The following is a 2,847-nucleotide window of genomic DNA, read 5'->3' as shown; positions in this document are numbered from 1 at the left end:
CCGTAAGCAGCAACCTGATAAACAATATCTGTCTCTGTGATAATACCATAAGCATCTTGGTCGTGACGGCGTTCCACAATTAGAGCGCGCAGACAGAGATCGTTCATTTTCTTCACAGCATCAGCTACCGTTGCCGAACCACGAATTGTTTCAACCTCTGTGGTCATAATATCTTTAGCTTTCATCATCTTGACTTTTCCTCAATAATATGTATTTAGTTATTGATATTTAAGCTGCTAAATATTAGTAGCTTTAGTTATTAATTTAAGAGTAGGATAAAAGAGTTATTTAGTCTATAGATTTATCAAATCAAATTATTTTTAATTAGCTGTTAGCTCTGAGCTAGTTAATATCGGACAAATCTTTAGCAGTCAATTTCCAGCTAGAACTTTTCTCTTGATTTACCGAAATTTTATTCATAATATCTCCAAAATCTTTTTGTAGTTTTTGAGTGACAGTAATCGGAAAATCTAAATCTATTTCCCGATCTTGTACGATCGTTGCCAACTCAGCAAAATTAACTTTTTGAGTAACTCGTTCTGTAGGTGATAATTTAAAAGTTGAAGTTTCAGAAATATTCTGTGCCTGCATAGCTAATTTTATCCGCTCAAGTATATGAGTAATTTCTGAATCTAACAATTTCCATTCATGTAAAATATCTTGATATCTTTGACTTAGTTCATCTAAATTTTCAGCAGTAGGTTCAGAATTATTCTGTTTAATTAACTTTAACAAAGCTAAATGTACTTGAGCTAAATAAACCGGGTCCATTTTCGCATATTCTAACTGTTTTTCTGTCAGTGGGCGTTGTCCCCAATCACTGGCTTGTATTTCTTTATCTATATTTTCAAAATCGGTTAAATTTTCAGCTAATGTCTTCAGTTTTAAATTAGGAAGAGGCAGAATATAATAAGGTAATTTTTTAGCTATTTCCCAGGTACAAGTAATATTTTTAGCTTGATTTTTACCCAAAAATTTAATATCAAACCTAGCATTATGAAATACTTTCTCAATGTTAGCTTCGACCATAATTTTATCGATAAAAAAATTAGTTAAATCGGAATTATCCAAAACATCCAAAATACAAACGCGATCGCCTACCAAATCTTGAGAATCAGCCAATACTTGAATTAAAGACAATCTTGGTTTACGAGTCTGATAATCAGCAACTTCTGTATCAATCCAAAGCAGATTAGCTGTAGCTAATTGTTCAATACATTTTTTAATATCATTATTATCTGTCAAATAAAACATATAATTTAATAAAAAAATCTTAAAAATTAAAATTATAGTGTTAATACCAGTTCACTTTAGCTATGTCACAAATAGTTTCACTCATTTAAATGCTAAATAACTTCCGTAAATTACCGAATAATTAAAGTTTAAAGCCTCTACTTTAAAAAAGAAACAAGAAAAATTTTTCCTGTTCGTCAATCCTCTTCTTTTCAAGGAGAGGTAATTGTTAATTATTAGTTATTAATTATTGATATAGCATCAAAGTTTTGAGCTTCTATAAAATTTTGATTAATCACTTTTGACTTTTGACTTATAAATTCCGTACTTTTGACTTTTGAATTTTGAATTATCACTTTTAAGGACAAGTTGTACCATCAGGCATAATTGCTCCCCTCATATCTGCATCTCGTAGATTAGTTTTATTTAGCTTCGCATCAATCAATACAGCTTTAATTAATATTGATCCTGTTAGATTTGACCAACTTAAATTAGCCCGAAATAAATTAGCCCCACTCATATTAGCTCCTCGAAAAGTAGTCCAACTAACATTAGCGGTTCGTAGTTTCGCTCCACTCAAGTTAGCTTCACTCAGGGTAGCTCCAATAGTAGTAGATTTGCTTAATTCAGCTTCACTCAGATTAGCCCCACTTAACATTGCCCCACTCAAAATGCTATTAGTTAGATTGGCCTCTTCTAGACTTGACTCATTCATCAAGGCATTTGTTAAATTCGCAGACTCTAGATTTGATCCATTTAAAATAGCTTTGATCAAATTAACGCGAATCATCGTAGCTGCCGTTAAATTAGCTGCCGTTAAATTAGCCTGACTGAAATTAGCTTCCGTCAGGTTAGCACCTCTTAAATCTGCTTGACTTAAATTAGCTTCCCTAGAATTAGAACCCCGTAAATTAGCCTCACTCAAATCAGCATTAGTTAAGTCAGTTTTCACAAGACTCGCTCCAATCAAATTAGCTTCACTCAAATTAGTCCCATTGAGATAAGAATCCTCTAGATCCACTTCTCTGAGATTAACTCCACATAGATTAGCATCCATAAGTTTTATCTTACGGAAGTTTGCCCTAGTAAAGTTAGCATTACTTAAATCAGCTTCTCTTAAATCTACCCCTACCAGGGTAATACCTTTAAAATTTCTTTCCCCTGCTGCATACTGCTTTAGAAGTTCTTCCGCCTCCATTTGCATCGCCTCAAACTATTTTCTATTTTATATTTTATATTTAAACTAGTGCCACTACGCGGAAGTCAAAAGTTAAAAGTCAAAAGTTAAAAATTAAAAGTATTGATTTGTAATTGTTTTAGGATTTTGTAACTGGTCCGCTATTTCCACCATCCTGCACTAGGACATTACTAATTTACATAAAGTAAACAGAACCCCTACATATACCTAATTAACTTATTAACTGGCTTTTTCCGTGAAACTTTTTGCTTTCCTAATATATTTCCTTGAAAAAGTAGTCAGGAGTCAGAAGAATGTGGTCAATGGGGATTTGTCCTCCACCAATCGCACTTGCATCGTGTAAACGGTTGGGTATTAAACTCATAAGGGTTAACGAAGTCAGAAGTCAGAAGTCAGAAATTATTTTTGTAACTAGG

The 2,847-nt window shown here is 32.8% G+C and carries 3 protein-coding genes; all 3 read right to left on the bottom strand.

The genetic code is table 11. The features are described from left to right. Positions 1 to 188, bottom strand: a 188-nt coding sequence (locus AC3DU7_RS30250) for a CBS domain-containing protein (RefSeq protein WP_488042939.1), incomplete at its 3' end; no start/stop codon positions are given. A 154-nt stretch (positions 189 to 342) separates the two neighbouring features. Continuing rightward, positions 343 to 1,254, bottom strand: coding sequence for a ribonuclease D (locus AC3DU7_RS30245; protein WP_488042938.1), 912 nt, complete (start codon positions 1,252 to 1,254; stop codon positions 343 to 345). A gap of 337 nt (positions 1,255 to 1,591) precedes the next feature. After that, positions 1,592 to 2,431 (bottom strand): pentapeptide repeat-containing protein, encoded by an 840-nt coding sequence (locus AC3DU7_RS30240; protein ID WP_488042937.1) that lies wholly within the window; start codon positions 2,429 to 2,431, stop codon positions 1,592 to 1,594. Between the last annotated feature and the right edge of the window lie 416 nt (positions 2,432 to 2,847).

It is taken from the genome of Okeania sp., from assembly GCF_983059655.1.
The sequence above is the reverse complement of the archived record's forward strand: the minus strand, read 5'-3'. Positions and strand labels throughout refer to the sequence as shown.

Excerpts from the sequence above, each read along its gene's own strand:
- AC3DU7_RS30245 (WP_488042938.1), bottom strand. The coding sequence starts at position 1,254 with ATGTTTTATTTGACAGATAATAATGATATTAAAAAATGTATTGAACAA.
- AC3DU7_RS30240 (WP_488042937.1), bottom strand. The coding sequence starts at position 2,431 with ATGGAGGCGGAAGAACTTCTAAAGCAGTATGCAGCAGGGGAAAGAAAT.